The sequence below is a fragment of the Microbacterium trichothecenolyticum genome (assembly GCF_000956465.1).
Lineage (GTDB): Bacteria > Actinomycetota > Actinomycetes > Actinomycetales > Microbacteriaceae > Microbacterium > Microbacterium trichothecenolyticum.
In genome coordinates, this window is record NZ_JYJA01000034.1 from 18232 (window position 1) to 41952 (window position 23721).

Below are 23721 nucleotides of genomic sequence, written 5' to 3' on the forward strand. Positions count from 1 at the left end.
CGATCCTACGCTTCGCTGACCACGGGGGCTTCGGCCGGCTCTGCTTCGCCCGCAGGCAGGAAGCGGTCGTAGCCCTCGTCCTCGAGGCGGTCGGCGAGCTCCGGGCCGCCCTCCTCGACGATGCGCCCGTTCACCATGACGTGCACGAAGTCGGGGGCGATGTAGCGCAGGATGCGGGTGTAGTGCGTGATGAGCAGCACACCGAGGCCGGACTCCGCCTTGGCGCGGTTGACACCCTCAGAGACGATCTTGAGCGCGTCGACGTCCAGGCCCGAGTCGGTCTCGTCGAGGATCGCGATCTGGGGCTTGAGGAGCTCGAGCTGGAGGATCTCGTGGCGCTTCTTCTCGCCGCCGGAGAAGCCCTCGTTGACGTTGCGCGAAGCGAACTTCGGGTCCATGCGCAGGTTCTTCATCGACGCCTTGACGTCCTTCGTCCACGTGCGGATCGACGGCGCCTCGCCGTCGATCGCGGTCTTCGCGGTGCGCAGGAAGTTGGTGACGGTGACGCCGGGGATCTCCACCGGGTACTGCATCGCGAGGAACAGGCCCGCGCGCGCACGCTCGTCGACCGACATCGCGAGGACGTCCTCGCCGTCGAGCGAGATGGAGCCGCTCGTGACGTTGTACTTGGGGTGTCCGGCGATCGTGTAGGCGAGCGTCGACTTGCCGGAGCCGTTGGGGCCCATGATCGCGTGGGTCTCACCCTTGCGGATCGTGAGTGTCAGACCGTTGAGGATCGACGTGGTGCCGGCATCCGTCTCGACCGTCACGTGGAGGTCGCGGATCTCGAGAACAGACATTCTTCAGTACCTTCTTCAGTTCACTTCGAGCTTGACGGTCGCGTCGATGAGCACGTCATCGCCGTCGACGGTGACCGCGAAGACCGGGACCGGCTCGTACGCGGGGAGATTGAGGGGCTTGCCGGTGCGCAGCGAGAAGGCCGAGCCGTGGGCCCAGCACTCCAGCGATTCGCCGTCGACGAAGCCCTCCGACAGAGAGATGTCGCCGTGGGTGCAGACGTCGCCGATCGCATGCACCTCGCCGTTGGAGTCGAGCACGACGGCGATCGCGACACCGTCGACCTCGACGCGGGTCGCCTCGTCCTGGACGAGGTCGCTGAGGGCGCACACACGCTGAGCGGTCACAGGCCGGCCTCCTTGGCGAGTTCTTCCTCGATGGCGGCGAACAGCTCCGCTTCGAGGTCTTCGACACCGATCTTCTGCACGATCTCGGCGAGGAAGCCGAGCACGACCAGCCGTCGGGCTTCGTCTTCGGTGATCCCGCGGGCCTGCAGATAGAACAGCTGCTCGTCGTCGAAGCGCCCGGTGGCGCTCGCGTGCCCGGCGCCGCGGATGTCGCCCGTCTCGATCTCCAGGTTCGGGATGGACTCGGCGCGCGCGCCCTCGGTGAGGACGAGGTTGCGGTTGGCCTCGTACGAGTCGGTGCCGACGGCGTCCGGTCCGATGAGGACGTCGCCGATCCAGACCGTGCGCGCCGCAGCGCCCTGCAGGGCGCTCTTGTACAGCACGTCGCCGGAGGTCTCGGCGCCCTTGTGGTGCAGGTACACCTGGCTCTCGAGGTGCTGCCCCGAGTCGGAGTAGCTGAGTCCGTAGAGCTCGGCGCGCGAGCCGGTGCCCGCGAGCTCGACGCTCGGGTTGACCCGCACGACGTCCCCGCCGAAGCTGACGACGACGTGACGCAGGGTCGCGTCGCGCTCGACGCGGGCCTGGTGCGACGCCAGGTGCACGGCGTCGTCGTCCCAGCGCTGGACCGTCACCAGCTCGAGGTGGGCGCCGTCGCGCACGATGATCTCGACGTTCTGCGCGTGGTGCGCGGTGCCGGTGTGGCGCAGGACGACGGTGGCGTGCGAGTTCGCCTGCGCCTCGACCACGACGTGGGCGTGGGCCACGCCGCCGGTGCCGTTCAGGGAGACGACGATCGGCTCGGCGTACTCGGCGCCGGCAGGGATGCGCAGCAGCGGGGCTTCGGTCTCCTGCTTCCACGCGATCGCGCTGGGGAGATCCTCGGGACGGAACACCTCGCCGCGGGGCGCGCTGCCCACGCGGAGGCGCTCCTGAACCAGGCTGTCGGGCGCGTCCACGTCGACCTCGATGACGCCATGGCGCCCGGTCTCGTCGGACAGCAGCGCCTGGAGCTTCGCGATGGGAGTGTGCTTCCAGTTGACCTCGCGGCCCGTCGGCGCCTCGAAGGCGGTCGGGTCGAACGACCAGGGTCGCTCGGAGCGGGTCTGCACGGGTACGAAGGCACCGGCGCCATCGGTGTGGCCCTTCGCGCCGGGAACGGTGGGGGCCTCGGTGGTGGGGCTCATCTAGCCGACGGATCCTTCCATGCCCATCTCGATGAGCTTGTTGAGTTCGAGCGCGTACTCCATGGGCAGCTCGCGCGCGATCGGCTCGATGAAGCCGCGCACGATCATGGCCATGGCCTCGTCTTCGGGCATGCCGCGGCTCATCAGGTAGAAGAGCTGCTCCTCGCTGACCTTCGAGACCGTGGCCTCGTGGCCGAGCTGCACGTCGTCGACGCGGATGTCGATCGCGGGGTACGTGTCGGAGCGCGAGATCGTGTCGACCAGCAGCGCATCGCAGCGCACGGTGTTGGCCGAGTGGTGGGCGTTCGCGTCGACGCGGACCTCGCCTCGGTAGCCGGCGCGGCCGCCGCCGCGGGCGATCGACTTCGAGACGATCGACGACTGCGTGTACGGCGCCATGTGGATCATCTTCGCGCCGGCGTCCTGGTGCTGGCCAGGGCCGGCGAAGGCGACCGAGAGGGTCTCGCCCTTCGCGTGCTCGCCCATCAGGAAGATCGACGGGTACTTCATCGTGACCTTCGAGCCGATGTTGCCGTCGATCCACTCCATCGTCGCGCCCTCGTGCGCCACGGCGCGCTTGGTGACGAGGTTGTAGACGTTGTTCGACCAGTTCTGGATCGTCGTGTAGCGAACGCGCGCGTTCTTCTTCACGATGATCTCGACGACCGCCGAGTGCAGCGAGTCGCTCTTGTAGATCGGCGCCGTGCAGCCCTCGATGTAGTGCACGTAAGAGCCCTCGTCGGCGATGATGAGCGTCCGCTCGAACTGGCCCATGTTCTCGGTGTTGATGCGGAAGTAGGCCTGCAGCGGGATCTCGACGTGGACCCCCGGGGGCACGTAGACGAACGAGCCGCCCGACCAAACCGCCGTGTTCAGCGCCGCGAACTTGTTGTCGCCGGCGGGGATCACCGTGCCGAAGTACTCCTCGAAGAACTCGGGGTGCTCGCGCAGCGCGGTGTCGGTGTCCATGAAGATGACGCCCTGCGCCTCCAGGTCCTCACGGATCTGGTGGTAGACGACCTCGGACTCGTACTGGGCGGCGACGCCCGCGACGAGGCGCTGGCGCTCCGCCTCGGGGATGCCGAGCTTCTCGTACGTGTTGCGGATGTCCTCGGGGAGATCCTCCCACGACTGCGCCTGCTTCTCGGTGGAGCGCACGAAGTACTTGATGTTGTCGAAGTCGATCTCGCTGAGGTCCGCACCCCAGGTCGGCATCGGCTTGCGACCGAAGAGCTGATAGCCCTTCAGCCGGGTCTTGAGCATCCATTCGGGCTCGCTCTTGAGCGCCGAGATGCCGCGCACGACCGACTCATCGATGCCCCGCTTCGCCACGGCGCCCGCAGCGTCGGCATCGTGCCACCCGAACTCGTAGACGCCCAGGCCATCCAGCTCCGGGCGATCGATCAGCACATCAGACATCGTCATGTTCTCCTCCGGGCCCTGGCGGTGTCATCCGTCCCGGCATCCGTGTTCTCCGGTGGAGATACCGGAGGGGGGATGCCGCTTCTCGGGCCCTCTCAAGCGGCGCCGACCATCGCGCCTAGACTGTCAGTGGTACGCGGCGCTGTGAAGTGCGTGCGCAACCGACCCCTCGATTCTACAGGCTCCACCCCGCCGCGGACGCGCCACGTGACGTCACGCGCAGCGCGTGGGAGCCTTTTCCCCAGGAGGCGACCCCCCGCATGTCCGCGCCACAGTCCACGACCACCGCCCCGGGAATCTGGCAGCGCTTCTGGCAGTGGCTCCCCGACCGCGTCGACAAGCGGATCCGCGTGTTCGCGTGGCTGTCCTTCATCGCCGAGGTGACGATCATCGGCACGGGCGGCGCCGTGCGCCTCACCGGTTCGGGCCTCGGCTGCCCCACGTGGCCGACCTGCACGCCCGAATCCCTTGTGCCCACTCAGGAGATGGGCATCCACGGCCTGATCGAGTTCGGCAACCGCACGATGACCGGCTTGGTCGGCATCATCGCCGCCATCGTGCTCGTGCTGGTCCTGAAGCTGCGCCACGAGCGCCGCGACCTCTATGTGCTCGCCGTCGTCGTCCTCGGCGGCGTCGCCGCACAGGCGATCGTCGGCGGCATCACCGTGCTGACAGGCCTGAACCCCTTCATCGTCGGCTTCCACTACGTCTCGTCGCTCGCGCTGGTCTGCGTCACCGCGGCCTTCCTGGTGCGGATGTCGCAGCCCGCCGGACCGCGCACGCTCGTCGTCCCGCGCTGGCACGCGGTGCTGGCGCATGTCACGACGCTCGCGATGGCGCTCACCATCGCGTTCGGCGTGCTGACCACCGGCGCCGGACCGCACTCCGGCGATGCTGATGCGGGCCGCAACGGCTTCAACGCCGAACTGCTCGAGCACATCCACGCGTGGCCCGGCTACGCGCTGTTCGCCCTGACTGTCGCGCTCGTGGTCGCCGGCTGGCGGGCGCGCGGGGCCGCTCCGGCGCTGCTGCGCTGGACCGTCGTCCTCCTCGGCGTCGAACTCGTCCAGATCGCGGTCGGGCTGTACCAGGCCCGCAACGGACTGCCCGAGCTCGCGGTCGGCGTCCACATGGTCCTCGCCGCCCTCGCCGCCGCCGCCATGACGACCGTCGTCCTGCATCTGAAGGCACCCGCGACCCAGGCCGTCCACAGCTGATCCATAGCAACCCGATTGGCGTCGCACGGACTCCTTTGCGAGGGTGGGATGCCGCGACCACCCGGGTCGCGCATCCCGAGGAGTGATCGACACATGCCCACCCGCCCCCGTCTCGTCCGCAGCATCCCCTTCTGGGGCCTCGTCGTCGTCTCCGTGGCGACGATCGCCGGCGGCTGGTACATCACCACCGACAAGCTCGGCTCGATGACCACGACCCTGACCGACGGCTCCGCGACCGGCGTCGACGTGTACGTCGGCCAGTCGATCGCCCAGCTCGGCTCGATCCTCATCGGCGCCGGCATCATCGGCGTCCTGCTCGCGCTCGGCGTCGCCGCCGTCTCGACGCTGCGCCCGCACGCGCCGGTCGAGGTCGTCGAGTCCATCGACTGGAACTCGGAGGCCGAGACCGCCGCCGAGGAGCCGCAGGCCGCCGAGGCCCAGACCGACGCCGCCCCCGCCGAGACCGCTGAGCCGGTCGACGCCAAGGCCGAGGCATCCGTCGCCGCACGCTGATCCACCCCGCACGAAGAAGGCCGCCCGGTTCGCCGGGCGGCCTTCTTCGTATCTCGCGTCTGGGTCAGAACGGGAGGAGCGGATCGACCGCGATGGCGACGAAGAGCAGCGTGAGGTACGTGATCGAGGCGTGGAAGACGCGCATCGGGCGCGGCTCGGTGCCCCGCACAGCGCGGTTGTAGAGCACGTGCGACTCGTAGATGAACCAGCCGCCGAAGACGAGCGACGACACCGTGTAGACGAGACCCATGTCGGCGACGGGGATGAGCAGGAGCGAGCACACGACGGTGGCCCATGCGTACAGGATCACCTGCAGGCCCACCTGAGAGCCGGCGCGCGTCGCGCCGAGCATCGGCACGTCGACCTCTTCGTACTGGTCCTTGTACTTCATCGACAGCGGCCAGTAGTGCGGCGGCGTCCACAGGAAGACGAGGGTGAACAGGATGACCGGCGGCCACGCGAGCGAGCCGGTCACCGCGGTCCAGCCGATCAGCACCGGGAAGCAGCCCGCGATGCCGCCCCACACGATGTTCTGCTCGGTGCGGCGCTTGAGGATCATCGTGTAGATCACGACGTAGAAGAAGATGGCGGCGGCAGACAGGGTCGCGGCCAGCCAGTTCGTGGTGACCCACAGCCATGCGGTCGAGAACACCGCGAGCGACCACGCGAAGATCAGCGCGCCCCGCGGCGAGACCTCGCCGGTGACGAGCGGGCGGTTCACCGTGCGCTGCATGTGCGCGTCGATGTCGCGGTCGAGGTACATGTTGAACGCAGCGGCCGACCCAGCGCTCGCGGTGCCGCCGATGACGGTCGCGACGACCAGCCACACATCGGGGAAGCCCCCCTGCGCGAGGATCATGACCGGCACGGTCGTCACCAGGAGCAGTTCGAGCACGCGCGGCTTCATCAGCGCGATGTACGCGCGGACGGTGCGGCCGAAGGTCTGACGAGGCCGGCTGGAGCCGTCGACGGATGCTACGGTCCCGGCCGTCTTCGTGCTGTCCATGGCCCCCGCAATCGCCGCCTGCAGATTCGTCCCAAGTCTAGGGCATCGGCGTGTCGCGCCCGGCCCGCCGGCGGCGCCGGGTGCTGGGCGGGGCGGGACGCCGGGGATGGTGACGGATCACATCGGGCAGGCCGCGAGCGTGAGCAGAACGTGACTCCCACGACACCGGGATGTCACCGGCGACGCCTCGGGCTTCGCAAGACTCTGTCACATACACAGCTCTCATGGCCTCGGCGGCATGCCCCTTCGCTATGCTGAGAAACACGCGCGCCCGTCGCCGATTCCCCCTTCTCCGTCCGGAAGGGCCGCGAGCCGGCCACACTCTGGGCGCACACTCCTCGAGAAAGGCGCCTGGTGTCGGAACTGCGTTGGGATGAAATCGATCGGCGCGCGGTGGACACCGCGCGCGTGCTGGCAGCGGACGCGGTGGAGAAGGTCGGCAACGGCCACCCCGGCACTGCCATGAGCCTGGCGCCGGCGGCATACCTGCTGTACCAGCGGGTGCTGCGCCACGACCCCACGGACACCCACTGGGTCGGCCGCGACCGGTTCATCCTGTCGGCCGGCCACTCCTCGCTCACCCAGTACGTGCAGCTGTATCTGGGCGGATTCGGGCTCGAGCTCGACGACCTCAAGGCGTTGCGCACGTGGGGGTCGCTGACCCCTGGTCACCCCGAGTACGGCCACACCAAGGGCGTCGAGATCACGACCGGCCCGCTGGGCCAGGGCCTCGCCTCGTCGGTGGGCTTCGCGTACGCGGCCCGATACGAGCGCGGCCTGTTCGACCCGGAGGCCCCCGCCGGTCAGTCGCCGTTCGACCACCACATCTACGTGATCGCCGGCGACGGCGACCTGCAGGAAGGTGTCACCTCGGAGGCGTCTTCGCTCGCGGGTCACCAGGAGCTCGGCAACCTGATCGCGATCTACGACTCGAACCAGATCTCCATCGAGGACGACACCAACGTCGCCTTCACCGAGGATGTCGCCAAGCGCTACGAGTCCTACGGCTGGCACGTGCAGATCGTGGACTGGAAGAAGACCGGCCAGTACGTCGAGGACGTCGCCGAGCTCTATGGCGCAGTCGAGGCCGCGAAGGGCGAGACCGCCAAGCCGTCGCTCATCATCCTGCGCACCATCATCGGCTGGCCCTCGCCCGGCAAGCAGAACACCGGCAAGATCCACGGCTCGGCGCTCGGCGGCGACGAGCTCGCCGCGACGAAGAAGGTCCTGGGCTTCGACCCCGAGCAGTCGTTCGTCGTCGCCGACGACGTCATCGCCCACACGCGGGCGCTGAAGGACCGCGCCGCCGAGGAGCGCGCCGTCTGGCAGGAATCGTTCGACGCCTGGGCCGCCGCCAACCCGGAGCGCAAGGCGCTGTTCGACCGCCTCGAGGCCGGCGATCTGCCCGAGGACGTGGCATCGGCTCTCCCGTCGTTCGAGGCGGGCAAGGACGTCTCGACCCGCGCAGCATCGGGCACGGTCATCAACGCGCTGGCCGCGGTGCTGCCGGAGCTGTGGGGCGGCTCGGCCGACCTCGCCGAGTCGAACCTGACCACCATCAAGGACGCGAAGTCGTTCATCCCCGCCGAGTGGTCGACCCACGAGTGGTCGGGAGACCCGTACGGGCGGGTGCTGCACTTCGGCATCCGCGAGCACGCCATGGGCGCGATCGTCAACGGCATCAAGCTGCACGGTCCCACACGTCCGTTCGGCGGCACGTTCCTCATCTTCAGCGACTACATGCGCCCGTCGGTGCGTCTGGCCGCGCTGATGGACATCCCGTCGATCTTCGTGTGGACGCACGACTCCGTCGCACTGGGCGAGGACGGCCCCACCCACCAGCCGGTCGAGCAGCTCGCGACGCTTCGCGCCATCCCGAACTTCACGGTGGTGCGCCCGGCCGACGCGAACGAGACCTCGGCCGCGTGGCTCGAGATCGTCCGCCGCCAGGGCGGTCCCTCGGGCATCGCGCTGACCCGCCAGAACATCCCCGTGTTCGCACGCGGCGAGGGCGAGGCATCGGGTGACGTCTTCGCGTCGACCGACGGCGTCGCCAAGGGCGCGTACATCCTCGCCGAGGCGCCGAACGGCACCCCCGACGTGATCCTCATCGCGACCGGCTCCGAGGTCCAGCTGGCGGTCGCCGCCCGCGAGACCCTCGCCGCCGAGGGCATCAACGCCCGCGTCGTGTCGGCGCCGTCGCTGGAGTGGTTCGACGAGCAGGACGCCGCCTACCGCGAGAAGGTCCTCCCCGCCGCCGTCAAGGCGCGCGTGTCGGTCGAGGCCGGCTCCGCGCTCACCTGGCGCGGCATCGTCGGCGACGCCGGCCGATCCGTCGCCATCGACCACTTCGGTGCGTCGGCCGACTACAAGACCCTGTTCCAGAAGTTCGGCATCACCGCCGAGCACGTCGTCGAGGCCGCCCGCGAGTCCCTCGCGGCCACGGCAGCACTCGAACTCGCAACGGCGAAGTAAGCACGAGGAGAAGGCAGAATGAGCACCCCCACTGAGAAGCTGGTCGCCGAAGGCGTGAGCATCTGGCTCGATGACCTGTCGCGCGAGCGCATCACGTCGGGCAACCTGACCGAACTCATCTCGACGCGCAACGTCTCGGGCGTCACGACGAACCCGACGATCTTCCAGGGCGCGATCGGCGGCGGCGGCCACTCGTACGCCGACCAGATCGCCGAGCTCGCCAAGGCAGGCGCGACGGTGGATGACGCGATCTTCGCCGCGACGACCGACGACGTGCGCGACGCGGCCGACATCTTCCGTCCCGTCTACGACGCCACGAACGGCGTGGACGGCCGCGTGTCGATCGAGGTCTCCCCCGACCTCGCCCACGACACCGACGCGACGATCGCGCAGGCCAAGCAGCTCTGGGCGAAGGTCGACCGGCCGAACGTGCACATCAAGATCCCCGCGACGAAGGCCGGCCTGCCCGCGATCACCGCGGTGCTCGCCGAGGGCATCTCGGTCAACGTCACGCTGATCTTCAGCCTCGAGCGCTACGCCGAGGTCATCGAGGCCTTCCTCGCGGGCCTCGAGCAGGCGCAGGCCAACGGCCGCGACATCTCGCAGATCCACTCCGTCGCGTCGTTCTTCGTCTCGCGTGTGGACACCGAGGTCGACAAGCGCCTCGCCGCGATCGGCACCGACGAGGCCGAGGGCCTGAAGTCGCTCGCCGGCGTCGCGAACGCGCGCCTCGCGTACGAACTGTACGAGAAGGAGTTCGCCACCGACCGCGCGAAGGCGCTGACGGATGCCGGAGCCCACGCCCAGCGTCCGCTGTGGGCATCGACCGGCGTGAAGGACCCGAACCTCCCCGACACGCTCTACGTCACCGAGCTCGTCGCCCCCGGCACGGTCAACACCATGCCGGAGAAGACCCTCGAGGCGACCTTCGACCACGGCCAGATCGCCGGCGACACCGTGACCGGCACCTACGAGGCCGCGCACCAGGTGTTCGCCGATCTCGCGGCCGCCGGCGTCGACTTCGCCGACGTCACGCAGGTGCTCGAAGACGAGGGCGTCAGCAAGTTCATCGCCTCCTGGCACGATCTGCAGGGCACCGTGAAGGCGGCCCTCGAGGACGCACTCCAGGCCACCCGATGAGCTTCGACATCCACCTGTCGGGGCACGTCAAGTCGGTCGTCGACGCGACGCTTCCCGGGCTCGTCGCGAGCCTGGTGGCGTCGGGGATCACCGGCGGCGACTCGTCGCTGTGGGGTCCCGAGTCGGAGGATGAGGCATCCCGTCGACTCGGGTGGACCGAGGCCGTCAGCGTCTCGCGTCCGCTCGTCCCCGAGATCCTCGCCCTGCGCGAGCGTCTGCACGCCCGCAACGTGACCCGGTTCGTGCTCGCAGGCATGGGCGGTTCGTCGCTCGCGCCTGAGGTCATCACGCAGACGTCTGGGGCGCCGCTGGTGATCCTCGACTCGACCGCACCGGGCCAGGTGCTCGCCGCGATCGACGGCGACGCACAGGCCGGCGACCTCACGCGCACGGCGCTCGTGGTGTCGTCGAAGTCGGGCTCGACCGTCGAGACCGACTCGGCCAAGCGTGCGTTCGAGGCCGCGTTCCGCGACCTGGGCATCGACCCCGCCGAGCGGATCATCGTCGTCACCGACCCGGGCTCGCCGCTGGATGCGGAGGCCCGCGCCGACGGGTACACGGTGTTCAACGCCGACCCGACCGTAGGGGGCCGCTACTCGGCGCTCACCGCGTTCGGGCTCGTGCCGGCCGGTCTCGCGGGCGCCGACATCTCGGAGCTCCTCGACGAGGCCGAGGCGTCGCTGCTCGAGGTCTCGATCGACAGCCCCGACAACCCGGCACTCGTGCTGGCCGCGGCGATCGCCGGTGGCGAGCCCCGCAAGGACAAGCTCGGCCTCATCACCGACGGCACCCATATCGTGGGGCTCCCGGACTGGATCGAGCAGCTCGTGGCCGAGTCGACGGGCAAGGAGGGCACCGGGATCCTGCCGGTCGTCCTGCTGCCGGTCTCCCCCGAGGTCGAGGCGAAGCCCGCCGATCTGCAGATCGTGCGCTTCGTCGACGAGGCCAAGAAGTTCCACCTGTTCGAGCATCACGAGGGCGAGATCCTGGTGAGCGGCTCGCTGGGCGCGCAGTTCGTGGTGTGGGAGTACGCGACGGCGATCGCGGGACGGATGCTGGGCATCAACCCGTTCGACCAGCCCGACGTCGAGTCCGCCAAGGTCGCGGCCCGAGGTCTGCTCGACGCGCGTCCCGAGCCCACCGCCCCGGCGTTCGCCGTGGAGGGCGTCGAGGTGCGCGTCTCGGACCCCGAGCTCGCAGCATCCGGAACCGTCGCGGGTGTGCTCGACGCGCTCTGGGCGCGCCTTCCCGAGGACGGCTACGTCGCGATCCAGGCCTACGTCAACCGCCTCGAGCTCGGCCAGCTCTCGGGCCTGCGCGAGCTCGTGGCCGCGGACTCCGCTCGCCCGACCACCTTCGGCTGGGGCCCCCGGTTCCTGCACTCGACGGGCCAGTACCACAAGGGCGGCCCGGCGAACGGCGTGTTCGTGCAGATCCTCGAGCGCACCGATGTCGACCTCGAGATCCCCGGCCGGCCGTTCACTTTCGGTCAGCTGATCCAGGCGCAGGCCGCGGGCGACGCGGCCGTGCTCGCCGAAGGCCACGGCCGTCCCGTCGTGACCCTGACCCTCACCGACCCCCAGATCGAAGTGCTCTCGCTCTTCGAAGCGGCACAGTAGGAGTTCGATCCCCACATGACCGTCGAGATCTCGCGCGGGCACAACCCGCTGCGCGACCCCGAAGACCGTCGCCTCAACCGCATCGCCGGCCCGAGCGCGCTCGTCATCTTCGGCGTCACGGGAGACCTCTCCCGCAAGAAGCTCATGCCCGCCGTCTACGACCTCGCGAACCGCGGCCTGCTGCCTCCGGGCTTCGCGCTCGTCGGCTTCGCACGGCGCGACTGGGAGGACCAGGACTTCGCCAAGGTCGTCTACGACGCCGTGCGCCAGCACGCGCGCACCGAATTCCGCGACGAGACATGGCAGCAGCTGCTCCAGGGCATCCGCTTCGTCTCGGGCGAGTTCGACGACCCGGACGCCTTCCGCCGCCTCAAGGAGACCGTCGACAAGCTCGACACCGAGCGCGGCACGATGGGCAACCACGCGTACTACCTCTCGATCCCGCCGAAGGCGTTCCCGCTCGTGGCGGAGCAGCTGAAGGCGTCGGGCCTCGTGGACGACACGGCCGACCAGCCCGACCGCTGGCGCCGCGTCGTCATCGAGAAGCCGTTCGGTCACGACCAGGAGTCGGCACGCGCTCTCAACGACGTGCTGCGCTCGGCGTTCCCGACGGACTCGATCTTCCGCATCGACCACTACCTCGGCAAGGAGACGGTCCAGAACATCCTGGCGCTGCGCTTCGCGAACGAGCTGTACGAGCCGATCTGGAACCGCAACTACGTCGACCACGTGCAGATCACGATGGCGGAAGACATCGGGGTCGGCGGCCGTGCCGGGTACTACGACGGTGTCGGCGCCGCACGCGACGTCATCCAGAACCACCTGCTGCAGCTCATGGCGCTCACCGCGATGGAGGAGCCCATCTCGTTCGACGCGAAGGACCTCCGCGCCGAGAAGGAGAAGGTCCTCGCGGCCGTCACGCTCCCGGCCGACCTCGCGCGTTCCACCGCCCGTGGTCAATACGCGGGCGGATGGCAGGGCGGCGAGAAGGTGCTCGGCTTCCTCGAGGAAGACGGCATGAACCCGCAGTCCACGACCGAGACATACGCCGCCGTCACGCTCGAGGTGAACACGCGTCGCTGGGCCGGCGTGCCGTTCTACCTGCGCACCGGCAAGCGCCTCGGCCGCCGCGTCACCGAGATCGCCGTGGTGTTCAAGCGCGCCCCCGAGCTGCTGTTCTCACGCAGCCAGACCTCGGGTCAGGGGCAGAACGCCCTCGTGATCCGCGTGCAGCCCGACGAGGGCGTCACGATCCGCTTCGGCTCGAAGGTGCCGGGTGCCGGCGCCCAGGTGCGCGACGTCACCATGGACTTCGGCTACGGCCACGCGTTCACCGAGGCCAGCCCCGAGGCCTATGAGCGCCTCATCCTCGACGTGCTCCTCGGCGACCCGCCGCTGTTCCCGCGGCACGAAGAGGTCGAGCTGTCGTGGAAGATCCTCGACCCGATCGAGAAGTTCTGGGACGCCCAGGGCGGACCGCTCGAACAGTACTCGCCCGGGTCGTGGGGCCCGGATTCCGCGGACGAGATGCTCGCCCGCGATGGCCGCACCTGGAGGCGCCCGTGATCGTCGACCTTCCCGACACCACCGTCAGCAAGATCTCCCGCGCACTCGTCAACGTGCGCGAGGAGGGCGGGGCGGTCGCACTCGGCCGCGTGCTGACGCTCGTCATCCTGACGCGCGAAGGCGCCGTCGAAGAGGTCATCGAGGCCGCGAACGACGCGTCGCGCGAGCACCCGATGCGCGTCATCGTGCTCATGATCCCGGACACCGACGACGGCGAGTCCCGCCTCGACGCGCAGATCCGTGTCGGCGGCGACGCCGGCGCGAGCGAGGTCGTCACGCTGCGCGCGTTCGGAGACGCCGGCCGCTCGAACCTCGAGAGCCTCGTGACCGGTCTCCTGCTCCCCGACGCCCCCGTGGTGGTGTGGTGGCCCAACCGGACCCCCGACCACATCTCGAAGACGTCGATCGGCCGCATCGCGCAGCGCCGGATCACGGATGCCGCGACCAAGTCCGACCCGTCGGCCTGGGTCGCGGACCTCGGCGAGCAGTATGCGCCGGGCGACACCGACCTCGCGTGGACGCGCCTGACGCGCTGGCGCGAGCAGCTGGCGGCGATCCTCGACCAGCCGCCGTACGAGCCCGTCGTGGGCGTTCGCGTGCGCGGGGCGTCCGATTCTCCCTCCACCGCGCTCCTGGCGGCGTGGTTGCGTCTCACCCTCGACGTGCCCGTCGACTGGGCCTACCTCGACGCCGAAGAGTGGCCGCACGGCATCAAGTCGGTCGCTCTCGTGCGCCCGAGCGGCGAGGTGCTCCTCGAGCGCCCGACGCCCGGTGTGGCCATCCTCACGCAGCCCGGTCAGCCGACGCACGACCTCGCGTTCCCCCGCCGGACGCTCCGCGAATGCCTCGCGGAGGAGCTTCGTCGTCTCGACCCGGACGTCCTGTATGGTCGAGTCATCACCGAGGGTTGGGAGCTGCTCGACCCCCCGGCGACGAAGGAGACGCAGGCCTGATGAGCGGTGCGCGGGTGACGAACGGAACGCAGACGGATGCCTGAGGGCTGGGCCGAGAAACGCGTCATCATCAGCTCCGATCCCGCCGCATTGGCCGAGTCGGTCGCGCCCCGCTTCCTGAGTCGGGTGAGCAAGCGGATCGACGAGGGAAAGCTCGCGCACATCTCGCTCACCGGCGGTTCGATGGGTGCGGCCGTGCTCGCCGCCGCCGCGCGCAATCCGCGCGCGGCGCGCATCGACTGGTCGCGGGTGCACTTCTGGTGGAGCGACGAGCGCTTCGTTCCGCTCGGCCATGCCGACCGCAACGATCGCCAGGCCCGTGAGGCGTTCCTCGACGGTCTCGAGATCCCCGAGGAGAACATCCACGCGACCCTGGGCAGCGACGACGGCGCCGGCCTCGACGACGCCGCCACGGCGTACGCCGAGGAGCTCGCGCGTTTCCCGGGTGCCGAGGGCGCGTGGCCGTCGTTCGACGTGTGCTTCCTCGGCGTCGGGCCGGACGGGCACATCGCGTCGCTGTTCCCGGACCGCTCCGAGATCCAGATCACGGATCGCGCGGTGGTCGCGGTACGCGACTCCCCCAAGCCGCCGCCGGAGCGCATCACCATGACGCGCCCGGTGATCAACAGCTCGAAGCGGGTGTGGCTCGTGCTGGCGGGCGCCGACAAGGCGGCCGCCCTCGGCCTCGCCCTCGCGGGGGCGAGCTACGCGAGCGTGCCGGCCGCCGGCGCGAAGGGCCGCAAGCGCACGACGTTCTTCGTCGATCAGGCGGCCGCCGCACAGGTGCCGCCGGACCTGATCGACCGGGAGTATTGACGCGGCTCCGCGGACGGACCCCCCGAACATACGAGAAGAGCGGATGCCTCGGCATCCGCTCTTCTCGTATGTCTGTACGGGGACTCAGTCCTGGCCGCGGCGCTCGCGCAGCTGCTTCAGCGCGTCGTCGAGGAGGGTCTCGGCCTCTTCCTCGGTGCGGCGCTCCTTGACGTAAGCGAGGTGCGTCTTGTACGGCTCGGCCTTCGCGACGGCGGGAGGATTCTCCTTGTCGCGGCCGGCCGGCAGGCCGGAGTGCGGCGAGTCGATCGTGTCGGGGATCTCTTCCTCGGGGATGCCCGCCGCGAAGTATCGCACGGTCTCGTTGCCGAGGGCGTCCCAGTAGGAGACGGCGACACGCTCGGCGTGGAAGCCGTGGTCCTGCTCGCCCATCGGTCCGGCACCGACGCGGGTGCCGCGGATCGCGTTGCCTCCGGTGGCCATCAGAGGGCCTGGAACTTCGTGATCAGGCCGAGCGCGACGATCGAGGCGAACCACACCAGGGCGAGGACCACCGTGAATCGGTTGAGGTTGCGCTCGGCCAGGCCCGAGGAGCCGAGCGCCGAGGTCATGCCGCCGCCGAACATGTCGGACAGGCCGCCACCGCGCCCCTTATGGAGCAGGATGAGGAGGGTCAGCAGGAGACTCGTGATGCCGAGAAGCACCTGCAGGACGAACTCGAGGATCTGCACAGTCGTTGAAGCCTTTCGCTGCGATCGTTCGCCGATCGCACAAGGGTCAAGTATACGTGTAGGCCGGCGGGCGGTGAGGAATCCTCACCGCCCGCCGGTCGCGGGGTCAGACCCCGACGTGCTTCTGATAGCGGATGATCGCGGCGAACTCGTCGACGACGAGGCTCGCACCGCCGACCAGGGCGCCGTCCACGTCGGGTTCGCGCATGAAGCTCGCGATGTTCGCGGACTTCACCGACCCGCCGTAGAGCACACGCGTGCGTGCCGCCGCGTCCGCGCCGAGCTTCTCGCCGATGACCTCGCGGAGCTTGGCGCACACGTCCTGCGCCTGCTCCGGCGTCGCGGCCTGGCCCGAGCCGATCGCCCAGACGGGCTCGTAGGCGACGACGATGTCGGCGTCCGCCTTCAGCCCTTCGAGGGCGACCGACAGCTGGCTGACCGGCACGGCGCTCGCGCCGAACTTCTCCAGGTCCTCGCTGGTCTCGCCGACGCAGATCACGGGCACGAGGCCGTGCTTGAGCGCGGCCTTCACCTTCGAGCCGACGATCTCGTCCGTCTCCTCGTGATACTGCCGACGCTCGGAGTGCCCGATGATGACGTACTTCGCGTCGAGCTTGGCCAGGAACGCGCCCGAGATCTCGCCGGTGTACGCGCCCGAGTCGTGCGCCGACAGGTCCTGCGCGCCGAGGGCGAACGGGATCTTGTCGGCGTCGAGCAGCGTCTGCACGGTGCGCAGGTCGGTGAAGGGCGGGAACACCGCGACCTCTACCGATCCGTCCTCATGTTTGGCGTCCTTCAGGGTCCAGTGCAGCTTCTGCACGAACGCGACCGCCTGCAGGTGGTCGAGGTTCATCTTCCAGTTGCCCGCGATGAGCGGGGTGCGGCCTGCTACTGCCATCCGAGGACCTCCAGTCCGGGGAGCTTCTTGCCCTCGAGGAACTCGAGGCTGGCGCCGCCGCCGGTCGAGATGTGACCGAAGGCGTCGTCGGCGAACCCGAGCTGGCGGACCGCCGCGGCGGAGTCGCCGCCGCCGACGACCGACAGACCGTCGACCTCGGTGAGAGCCTGCGCCACTGCCTTGGTGCCCGCGGCGAACGGCGCGAGCTCGAACACGCCCATCGGGCCGTTCCAGAACACCGTCTTCGAGTCGCGTACGACGGCTGCGAAGCGCTCGGCGGTGTCGGGACCGATGTCGAGCCCGAGGCCCGAGGCCCCGAACGCCGTGTCCTCGATGCCGTCGGCGCTCGTCACCACGTGCTCCGCGTCGGCGCCGAACTTCGAGGCCACGACGACGTCAGTGGGCAGCACGAGCTCGACGCCCGAATCCTCGGCGCGCCGCATGTACTCGCGCACGGTGTCGAGCTGGTCGGCCTCGAGGAGGCTCGAGCCGACCTTGTGCCCCTGCGCCGCGAGGAAGGTGAACAGCATGCCGCCGCCGATGAGCAGACGGTCGACGCGCGGCAGCAGGTGGTCGATGACGCCCAGCTTGTCGCTGACCTTCGAGCCGCCCAGCACGACCGTGTACGGCCGCTCGGGGTTCTCGGTCAGGCGGTCGAGGACGTCGACCTCCTTCTCGATGAGGAACCCGGCTGCCGACGGCAGGATCTCGGCGAGGTCGTAGACCGACGCCTGCTTGCGGTGCACGACGCCGAACCCGTCGGAGACGAGGACGTCGCCGAGCGTGGCGAGCTCCTCCGCGAACGCGCGACGGGTCGCGTCGTCCTTGGCGGTCTCGCCCGGGTTGAAGCGGAGGTTCTCGATGATCGCGACGTCGCCGTCCTCGAGGGCTGCGACCGCTTCTCGGGCCGACTCCCCCACCGTGTCGCGCGCGAACGCGACGGGCTTGCCGAGGAGCTCCGAGAGGCGCTGGGCGACCGGCTCGAGGCTGTACTTCGGGTCGGGAGCGCCGTCGGGGCGGCCGAGGTGCGAGCAGACGATGACGCGGGCGCCCTGGTTGATCAGGGCGTTGAGCGTGGGGAGCGTGGCCCGTACACGGCCATCGTCCGTGATGACCGCGTCCTTGAGGGGGACGTTGAGGTCAGCACGGACGATGACACGCTTGCCGGCCAGCGAACCCAGCGTGCTGAGGGTGCGCAGAGCCATGGGGATCAGAGCTTCGAGGCGACGATCTCGGTGAGGTCGACGAGACGGTTGGAGTAGCCCCACTCGTTGTCGTACCAGCCGACGACCTTGACCTGGTTGCCGATGACGCGGGTCAGGCCGGCGTCGAAGATGCAGGAGTGGTCGTCGGTGACGATGTCGCTCGAGACGATCTCGTCCTCGGTGTACTTGAGGATGCCCTTGAGGGGCCCCTCGGCGGCAGCCTTGTAGGCGGCCTTGATCTCGTCGACCGTCACGTCGCGCTCGAGCTCGACCGTGAGGTCGGTCGCCGAGCCGGTGGGAACGGGCACGCGCAGCGCGAAGCCGTCGAGCTTGCCCTTGAGCTCCGGCAGCACCAGGCCGATGGCCTTGGCGGCACCGGTCGAGGTCGGGACGATGTTCAGCGCGGCGGCGCGGGCGCGACGCAGGTCGCTGTGCGGGCCGTCCTGGAGGTTCTGGTCGGCCGTGTAGGCGTGGACCGTCGTCATGAGGCCCTTGACGATGCCGAACTCGTCGTTGAGCACCTTCGCGAGCGGCGCGAGGCAGTTCGTGGTGCACGAGGCGTTCGAGATGATGTGCTGCGTCTCGGGGTCGTAGGTCTCCTCGTTCGCACCGATGACGAACGTGCCGTCCTCGCCGGAGGCGGGAGCCGAGATGAGGACCTTCTTGGCGCCGCCCGCGATGTGCTTCGCGGCGTCGACGGCCTTGGTGAAGCGGCCGGTCGACTCGATGACGATGTCGACGCCGAGCTCGCCCCAGGGCAGGTTGGCCGGGTCGCGCTCCTCGAAGACTTTGATGGTCTTGTCACCGACCGTGATCGAGTCCTCGGTGTACGAGACCTCCTGGTCCAGGCGTCCGAGGATCGAGTCGTACTTGAGCAGGTGCGCCAGCGTCTTGTTGTCGGTGAGGTCGTTCACCGCCACGATGTCGAGGTCCGCGCCCTGCGCGAGAGCCGCGCGGAGGTAGTTGCGTCCGATTCGGCCGAAGCCGTTGATGCCGATCTTGACAGTCACGGAGTTTCTCCTGAGATGTGTCGTGCGCGAATGCGCGGTTGTTGCGATGCGAACGAGGACAACGGCGTCCCGGCGGGCTGTCCCGCCGGGACGGCCGCGCTAACTAGGACAGTACCAGCAGGCCAGAGGTCTTCTGACGGGCGGCGTCGAGGCGCTGCGCGACGTTCTGCCAGTTCGCGATGTTCCAGACGGCCTTGACGTAGTCGGCCTTCACGTTGAGGTAGTCGAGGTAGAAGGCGTGCTCCCACATGTCGAGCTGGAAGATCGGGATCGTGCCCTGCGCGGTGTTGCCCTGCTGGTCGAACAGCTGCTGGATGATGAGCTGCTCGCCGATCGGGTCCCAGCTGAGGACGGCCCAGCCTGAGCCCTGGATCCCGTTGGCCACGGCGGTGAAGTGCGCCTGGAACTTGTCGAAGCCGCCGAAGAACTCGTCGATGGCGGCCTTCAGCTCGCCCTCGGGCTCACCGCCGCCCTCGGGCGAGAGGTTGGTCCAGAAGATCGAGTGGTTCACGTGACCGCCGAGGTGGAACGCAAGGTCCTTCTCGAGCTTGTTCACGTTCGCGAGGTTGCCGGACTCGCGCGCCTCGGCCAGCTGCTCCAGCGCGGTGTTCGCGCCGGTCACGTACGCCTGGTGGTGCTTGCTGTGGTGAAGCTCCATGATCTTGCCGCTGATGTGCGGCTCGAGTGCGGCGTAGTCGTAAGGGAGGTCGGGCAAGGTGTACTTCGCCATGTTCTCTTCTTCCTGTCGGCGCGCGCCGAAGTCCCCGGCGCAGCGAGGGTGACGGATTCATCCTACTGAGCGGCAACGCTCCCGCGGCGGGGTTGCTTCCGACTGTGACGTGTGGAAGCACGGCCCCCACGACCCTCCACGCATCGCTTCGCGCTGGGCCGAGCCTCGGACGCGTGGGCCCAGCTGCGGCCCGCAGCATCCGTGAGGGATCTCAGTCCTCCATGCCGGCGGGGACCGCCGCCTCGGTCCCCGGGAGGCCCTCGGCTTCGGCCTTCTTGTCGGCCATCGCGAGGAGCCGGCGGATGCGGCCGGCGACGGCGTCCTTGGTGAGCGGCGGGTCGGCGTGGTGGCCGAGCTCGTCGAGACTCGCGTCGCGGTGCGCGAGACGGAGGTCGCCCGCCTGACGGAGGTGGTCGGGCACCTCATCGCCCAGGATCTCCAGCGCACGCTCGACGCGCGCGCAGGCGGCGACGGCGGCCTGCGCCGAACGGCGCAGGTTGGCGTCGTCGAAGTTCACGAGCCGGTTGACGCCGGCGCGCACCTCGCGGCGCTGACGCATCTGGTCCCACTCCGCGGCGGCGCGCACGGCGCCCATCGCGGCCAGGGCGGCGCGGATCGCCTCGCCCTCGCGCACGACGACGCGCGGGATGCCGCGCACCTCGCGCGCCTTGCCGGCGATGCCGAGGCGGTGTGCGGCGCCGACGAGCGCCATCGCGGCCTCGGACGAGGGGCAGGTGATCTCGAGCGCAGCCGAGCGGCCAGGGTCGCTGAGGGTGCCGGCGGCGAGGAACGCCCCGCGCCAGATGGCGGCGAGGTCGCCACGCGATCCGGTGGTGAGCTTGTTGGGGAGTCCGCGGACGGGACGTCGTCGCTGGTCGAGGAGGCCCGTCTGACGGGCCAGCGTCTCGCCGCCTTCGATCACGCGAACCGCGTAATGGCTGCCCGACCGGGCTCCCGAGCCCTGCACGTGGACGAGCTCCGGCCGCACCCCGTAGAGCTCGACGAGATCGCGGGCGGTGCGGCGCGCGAGCACGTCGGAGTCCAGCTCGGCCTCGACCGCGACGCGGTTGGCGATCGAGTGCAGGCCTCCCGAGAATCGCAGCAGCGACGTGAGCTCGGCCACCCGTGCCGTTGGGCGCGGATCTCGCACGGTGATCAGCTCGGCCTTCACGTCAGCGGTCAGCGACACGGGTCTCCTTCATGGGTCTTGCGGGAACGACCGTCAAGCCTACCCGGCCGCTCCGGCCGGGCGGGCTCGTCACTCGCGTCCGAGATCGCGGTGCGTCACACGGACGGCGACGCCGGGCACGCTCGCGAGACGCTGCGCGAGCTCGCGCACCATCACGACGGAGCGGTGCTTCCCGCCGGTGCAGCCGATCGCGACGACCGAGTGGCTCTTGTTCTCCCGCTGGTACCCCTCGAGCACGGGACGCAGTGCCGCGCTGTACGCGTCGAGGAATTCCTGTGCGCCCTCCTGGCCGAGGACGTATTCGCGGACCTCCTCGTCCTCCCCCGTGAACGGGCGCAGCCGCTCGTCCCAGAACGGGTTCGGAAGGAACCGCATGTCCGCCACGATGTCGGCGTCCGGCGGCAGCCCGTACTTGAAGCCGAAGCTCTGGAGCGTCACCGTATGGCGCGCGGCGCCTGCTTCGCTGAAGAGGTCGGCGACCTTGGTGGCCAGCTGGTGGATGTTGTACGACGACGTGTCGATGATGACGTCGGCGCTCTCGCGGACCGCCGCGAGGCGGCCGCGCTCGCGACGGATGCCGTCGAGGATCGTGCCGTCGCCCTGCAGCGGATGCGGGCGCCTCACGGCCTCGAAGCGCCGCACGAGCACCTCGTCCGAGGCATCCAGGAACAGCAGCCGGATCTGGCGGCGCTCCCGGAGCGAGCGCATCGCGTCGGGCAGGTCCGAGAAGAGGTCGCGCCCGCGCACGTCGACCACGACGGCGACCCGCGGCAGCACGCCGCCGGCGAGCTCGGTGAGCTCGAGCAGCGGCTTGAGCATCTGCGGCGGCAGATTGTCGACGACGTACCAGTCGAGATCCTCCAGTGCGTTCGCCGCGGTGGACCGTCCGGCGCCCGACATCCCCGTGACGATCAGCACTTCTCCGACGTCGTGACGCGTCGCCTCGCCCATGACCACCCCCGTCCCGACAAGCCTAGTCATACCGGACCTCCGCTCGGCGGCGCGACGGGCGCTATGACGCGTCGGAGAGAGCGACCGGCTGGGCGAGGTGGGCGTGGATGGCCGACGCGAGCTTCGGACCGACCCCCGGAAGCTCGGCGATCTCCTCCGGCGTCGCCTTCTTCAGCGCCGACACCGACCCGAAGTGGCGCAGCAGCGCCTTGATCCGCGCGTCGCCGAGGCCCGGCACCTCCGCCAGCACACTCTGGATGTCGCGGCGGCGGCGCTTGCGCTGATGCGTGATCGCGAAGCGGTGGGCCTCGTCGCGCAGCCGCTGCAGCAGGTACAGCGCCTCCGACGTGCGGGGCAGGATGACGGGGTACTCCTCCCCCGGCAGCCACACCTCCTCGAGGCGCTTGGCGATGCCGCACAGCGCGATCTCCTCGTGGCCGGCATCGCGCAGCGCCCGCGCCGCGGCCTCGACCTGGGGCTTGCCGCCGTCGACGACCAGCAGCTGCGGCCGGTACGCGAAGCGCGGGCGACGCCGCTCGGTCACCACCTCGCCGTCCGCGGTCGGGTCGGCCGAGGCACCCGGCTCGTTCTCTTCCGGACGATCGAGGTACGCGAGCCGGCGCGTGAGCACCTGGTAGAGCGAGTCGGTGTCGTCGGTGGTCTCGGCGACGCCGAACGAGCGGTACTGGTCTTTGCGGGGCAGGCCGTCCTCGAAGACGACCATCGACGCGACGACGTTCGTGCCGCTCAGGTGCGAGACGTCGAAGCACTCGATGCGCAGCGGCGCCTCGACGAGGTCGAGCGCCTCCTGCAGGTCGGTGAGCGCCTGGCTGCGGGCGACGTAGTCGCTGGTGCGGCGGGTCTTGTGGAGCATCAGCGCCTGCTGCGCGTTGAGCGTGGCGGTGCGCATGAGGTCGGCCTTGCGGCCACGCTGTGCGATCTGGATCGTCACGGCCTTGCCACGGCGCCCGCGAAGCCACTCCTCGAGGTCGGCGGCGTCGTCGGGCATCGTCGGCACCAGCACCTGCTTCGGGATGTCGGCGCCAGCGGCGTTTCCGTACGTCCGCTGCAGCACCTGGTCGACGAGTTCGCCACCGGTGATGTCGAGCTCTTTCTCGATCGTCGTCGCGCGCACGCCGCGCACGCGGCCGCCGCGGATCACGAAGTGCTGCACCGTGGCGGCCAGCTCGTCCTCGGCGATGCCGAAAAGATCGGCGTCGGTGTCGGCGGCGAGCACGAGCGCGCTGCGGTTCAGCACGGCGTCGATCGACTGCAGCCGGTCACGGTACACGGCGGCCGCCTCGTAGTCCATCGCGGCGGACGCCTCGCGCATGCGCGCGGTGAGCTCCCTGGTGAACCGTTGATCGCCGCCTGACATGAACGCGATGAAGTCGTCGACGATCGCCCGGTGCTCCTCGACGGTGACCTTCATCGAGCACGGCCCGCCGCAGCGCCCGATCTGCCCCGGGAAGCACGGGCGCCCGGTCGCCATCGCCTTCTTGTACGACGCGTCGCTGCAGGTGCGGATCGGGAACACCCGGATCATCAGATCGATCGTGTCGTGGACCGCCCACACCTTCGGGTACGGGCCGAAGTACTTGGCCCCCGGGATGCGGCGGTTGCGCGTCACGATGACGCGCGGTGCCTCGTCGGCGAGCGTGATCGCCATGAACGGGTACGACTTGTCGTCCTTGTAGCGGACGTTGAACGGCGGATCGAACTCCTTGATCCACTGGTACTCGAGCTGCAGCGAGTCGACGTCGGTCGCGACGACCGTCCACTCGACGGACGCGGCGGTCGTCACCATCCGCCGCGTGCGCTCGTGGAGCGTGTGCAGCGGCGCGAAGTAGTTCGACAGGCGGGCGCGGAGGTTCTTCGCCTTGCCGACGTACAGCACGCGCCCGTCGCGGTCTCGGAAGCGGTAGACCCCGGGATTCGTCGGGATCTCGCCCGGCTTCGGCTTGTACGGGACGGTGGGAGCAGAGCGCGCCAT

General features: G+C 69.6%; 22 protein-coding genes. 8 read left to right on the forward strand and 14 right to left on the reverse strand.

The window, feature by feature from the left end:
* Positions 1-5 precede the first annotated feature (5 nt).
* From sufC to sufB, 4 genes are read right to left on the reverse strand one after another with little or no spacing between them, the layout of a single operon-like run.
* Positions 6-800, reverse strand: a complete 795-nt coding sequence (gene sufC, locus RS82_RS09675; protein ID WP_045298813.1) for a Fe-S cluster assembly ATPase SufC — start codon at positions 798-800, stop codon at positions 6-8.
* A gap of 15 nt (positions 801-815) precedes the next feature.
* Entirely contained in the window at positions 816-1145 is a 330-nt protein-coding gene (locus RS82_RS09680) for a non-heme iron oxygenase ferredoxin subunit (protein WP_045298814.1), read from the reverse strand.
* Positions 1142-2329: a Fe-S cluster assembly protein SufD gene (gene sufD / locus RS82_RS09685; protein ID WP_045298816.1), complete on the reverse strand. Its 1188-nt coding sequence runs from the start codon at positions 2327-2329 to the stop codon at positions 1142-1144. Before sufD ends, RS82_RS09680 begins: the two co-directional genes overlap by 4 nt.
* Positions 2330-3748 (reverse strand): Fe-S cluster assembly protein SufB, encoded by a 1419-nt coding sequence (sufB, locus tag RS82_RS09690; protein ID WP_045299169.1) that lies wholly within the window; start codon positions 3746-3748, stop codon positions 2330-2332.
* Between the two features lie 263 nt (positions 3749-4011).
* Between sufB and RS82_RS09695 the strand changes: the two genes are divergently transcribed.
* Positions 4012-4968, forward strand: a complete 957-nt coding sequence (locus RS82_RS09695) for a COX15/CtaA family protein (protein ID WP_045298819.1) — start codon at positions 4012-4014, stop codon at positions 4966-4968.
* A gap of 93 nt (positions 4969-5061) precedes the next feature.
* Positions 5062-5481, forward strand: coding sequence for a hypothetical protein (locus tag RS82_RS09700; RefSeq protein WP_045298821.1), 420 nt, complete (start codon positions 5062-5064; stop codon positions 5479-5481).
* Between the two features lie 64 nt (positions 5482-5545).
* Here RS82_RS09700 and RS82_RS09705 read toward each other — a convergent pair whose 3' ends face one another.
* Positions 5546-6487 carry a heme o synthase gene (locus RS82_RS09705; protein WP_045298823.1) on the reverse strand — a complete coding sequence of 314 codons (942 nt, stop codon included), beginning with the start codon at positions 6485-6487 and terminating at the stop codon, positions 5546-5548.
* A 354-nt stretch (positions 6488-6841) separates the two neighbouring features.
* On the opposite strand from RS82_RS09705, the gene tkt reads away from it, so the two are divergent.
* From tkt to pgl, 6 genes are read left to right on the forward strand one after another with little or no spacing between them, the layout of a single operon-like run.
* Complete coding sequence (gene tkt / locus RS82_RS09710; RefSeq protein ID WP_045298825.1) at positions 6842-8962, forward strand: transketolase; 2121 nt, start codon at positions 6842-6844, stop codon at positions 8960-8962.
* A gap of 18 nt (positions 8963-8980) precedes the next feature.
* The gene (gene tal, locus RS82_RS09715; RefSeq protein ID WP_045298827.1) at positions 8981-10102 is read left to right on the forward strand and encodes a transaldolase; all 1122 of its coding nucleotides are present in this window, start codon (positions 8981-8983) and stop codon (positions 10100-10102) included.
* Entirely contained in the window at positions 10099-11721 is a 1623-nt protein-coding gene (locus RS82_RS09720) for a glucose-6-phosphate isomerase (protein WP_045298829.1), read from the forward strand. Before tal ends, RS82_RS09720 begins: the two co-directional genes overlap by 4 nt.
* A gap of 15 nt (positions 11722-11736) precedes the next feature.
* Positions 11737-13287 (forward strand): glucose-6-phosphate dehydrogenase, encoded by a 1551-nt coding sequence (zwf, locus tag RS82_RS09725; protein ID WP_045298831.1) that lies wholly within the window; start codon positions 11737-11739, stop codon positions 13285-13287.
* A complete protein-coding gene (locus tag RS82_RS09730; protein ID WP_045298833.1) occupies positions 13284-14240 on the forward strand; it encodes a glucose-6-phosphate dehydrogenase assembly protein OpcA in 957 nt (318 codons plus the stop codon). The genes zwf and RS82_RS09730 overlap by 4 nt, the downstream gene beginning before the upstream one ends.
* 36 nt (positions 14241-14276) lie before the next feature.
* Positions 14277-15056, forward strand: a complete 780-nt coding sequence (gene pgl, locus RS82_RS09735; RefSeq protein ID WP_045298835.1) for a 6-phosphogluconolactonase — start codon at positions 14277-14279, stop codon at positions 15054-15056.
* 84 nt (positions 15057-15140) lie between these two features.
* Here the strand turns inward: pgl and RS82_RS09740 are convergent, their stop codons facing one another.
* The 9 genes from RS82_RS09740 to uvrC form a co-directional block, all read right to left on the reverse strand.
* Complete coding sequence (locus RS82_RS09740; protein WP_045298837.1) at positions 15141-15497, reverse strand: RNA polymerase-binding protein RbpA; 357 nt, start codon at positions 15495-15497, stop codon at positions 15141-15143.
* Entirely contained in the window at positions 15497-15745 is a 249-nt protein-coding gene (gene secG / locus RS82_RS09745) for a preprotein translocase subunit SecG (RefSeq protein WP_045298839.1), read from the reverse strand. Before secG ends, RS82_RS09740 begins: the two co-directional genes overlap by 1 nt.
* A 106-nt stretch (positions 15746-15851) precedes the next feature.
* The gene (gene tpiA / locus RS82_RS09750) at positions 15852-16643 is read right to left on the reverse strand and encodes a triose-phosphate isomerase (protein WP_045298841.1); all 792 of its coding nucleotides are present in this window, start codon (positions 16641-16643) and stop codon (positions 15852-15854) included.
* On the reverse strand, positions 16634-17848 hold the full coding sequence (locus RS82_RS09755; RefSeq protein ID WP_045298843.1) for a phosphoglycerate kinase: 1215 nt from the start codon (positions 17846-17848) through the stop codon (positions 16634-16636). Before RS82_RS09755 ends, tpiA begins: the two co-directional genes overlap by 10 nt.
* A gap of 5 nt (positions 17849-17853) precedes the next feature.
* Positions 17854-18858, reverse strand: coding sequence for a type I glyceraldehyde-3-phosphate dehydrogenase (gene gap / locus RS82_RS09760; protein WP_045298846.1), 1005 nt, complete (start codon positions 18856-18858; stop codon positions 17854-17856).
* Positions 18859-18961: 103 nt separating this feature from the next.
* Positions 18962-19588, reverse strand: a complete 627-nt coding sequence (locus tag RS82_RS09765) for a superoxide dismutase (RefSeq protein WP_045298848.1) — start codon at positions 19586-19588, stop codon at positions 18962-18964.
* A gap of 211 nt (positions 19589-19799) precedes the next feature.
* Positions 19800-20777 carry a DNA-binding protein WhiA gene (gene whiA / locus RS82_RS09770; RefSeq protein WP_045298850.1) on the reverse strand — a complete coding sequence of 326 codons (978 nt, stop codon included), beginning with the start codon at positions 20775-20777 and terminating at the stop codon, positions 19800-19802.
* A gap of 69 nt (positions 20778-20846) precedes the next feature.
* Positions 20847-21758: an RNase adapter RapZ gene (gene rapZ / locus RS82_RS09775; RefSeq protein WP_425411884.1), complete on the reverse strand. Its 912-nt coding sequence runs from the start codon at positions 21756-21758 to the stop codon at positions 20847-20849.
* 31 nt (positions 21759-21789) lie between these two features.
* On the reverse strand, positions 21790-23721 hold the full coding sequence (uvrC, locus tag RS82_RS09780) for an excinuclease ABC subunit UvrC (RefSeq protein WP_045298852.1): 1932 nt from the start codon (positions 23719-23721) through the stop codon (positions 21790-21792).

Coding starts and splice junctions, on each gene's coding strand:
- rapZ (WP_425411884.1), bottom strand. CDS start 21,758: ATGACTAGGCTTGTCGGGACGGGGGTGGTCATGGGCGAGGCGACGCGT.
- RS82_RS09740 (WP_045298837.1), bottom strand. CDS start 15,497: ATGGCCACCGGAGGCAACGCGATCCGCGGCACCCGCGTCGGTGCCGGA.
- pgl (WP_045298835.1), top strand. CDS start 14,277: ATGCCTGAGGGCTGGGCCGAGAAACGCGTCATCATCAGCTCCGATCCC.
- sufC (WP_045298813.1), bottom strand. CDS start 800: ATGTCTGTTCTCGAGATCCGCGACCTCCACGTGACGGTCGAGACGGAT.
- RS82_RS09700 (WP_045298821.1), top strand. CDS start 5,062: ATGCCCACCCGCCCCCGTCTCGTCCGCAGCATCCCCTTCTGGGGCCTC.
- RS82_RS09755 (WP_045298843.1), bottom strand. CDS start 17,848: ATGGCTCTGCGCACCCTCAGCACGCTGGGTTCGCTGGCCGGCAAGCGT.
- RS82_RS09720 (WP_045298829.1), top strand. CDS start 10,099: ATGAGCTTCGACATCCACCTGTCGGGGCACGTCAAGTCGGTCGTCGAC.
- RS82_RS09765 (WP_045298848.1), bottom strand. CDS start 19,588: ATGGCGAAGTACACCTTGCCCGACCTCCCTTACGACTACGCCGCACTC.
- tpiA (WP_045298841.1), bottom strand. CDS start 16,643: ATGGCAGTAGCAGGCCGCACCCCGCTCATCGCGGGCAACTGGAAGATG.
- sufD (WP_045298816.1), bottom strand. CDS start 2,329: ATGAGCCCCACCACCGAGGCCCCCACCGTTCCCGGCGCGAAGGGCCAC.
- uvrC (WP_045298852.1), bottom strand. CDS start 23,721: ATGGCGCGCTCTGCTCCCACCGTCCCGTACAAGCCGAAGCCGGGCGAG.
- tal (WP_045298827.1), top strand. CDS start 8,981: ATGAGCACCCCCACTGAGAAGCTGGTCGCCGAAGGCGTGAGCATCTGG.
- sufB (WP_045299169.1), bottom strand. CDS start 3,748: ATGTCTGATGTGCTGATCGATCGCCCGGAGCTGGATGGCCTGGGCGTC.
- RS82_RS09695 (WP_045298819.1), top strand. CDS start 4,012: ATGTCCGCGCCACAGTCCACGACCACCGCCCCGGGAATCTGGCAGCGC.
- zwf (WP_045298831.1), top strand. CDS start 11,737: ATGACCGTCGAGATCTCGCGCGGGCACAACCCGCTGCGCGACCCCGAA.
- RS82_RS09705 (WP_045298823.1), bottom strand. CDS start 6,487: ATGGACAGCACGAAGACGGCCGGGACCGTAGCATCCGTCGACGGCTCC.